1 rRNA gene is annotated in these 288 nt (G+C 48.3%); it reads left to right on the top strand.

Annotated elements, in window-relative coordinates:
- Position 1: 1 nt before the first annotated feature.
- Positions 2-288, top strand: a 23S ribosomal RNA gene (locus DBV10_RS22965); the annotation flags it as partial.

The raw sequence follows: 288 nt of genomic DNA, 5'->3' as shown, positions 1-288 counted from the left end.
GGAGTTTTATATGATCGCGAGTCAAAGGGCTTTACGAAACCCCATGGCGAAATTAATGTAAAGGTTTATTTCGGTAAACTGTGATGTGACCTCGTGGAAACACAGAGTGCAACATCGACCCGTCTTAAGATGTTCGCATCTGGGCGGAGTTTGAGCGATCATGTAGAGACCCGAAAGATGGTGAACTATGCTTGTGCAGGTTGAAGTCAGAGGAAACTCTGATGGAGGACCGCCGCGGTTCTGACGTGCAAATCGATCGTCGGACACGAGTATAGGGGCGAAAGACTA

It is taken from the genome of Acidovorax sp. FJL06 (assembly GCF_003852545.1).
Taxonomy (GTDB): domain Bacteria; phylum Pseudomonadota; class Gammaproteobacteria; order Burkholderiales; family Burkholderiaceae_C; genus Acidovorax.
This window is presented reverse-complemented; position numbering and strand designations above follow the sequence as displayed.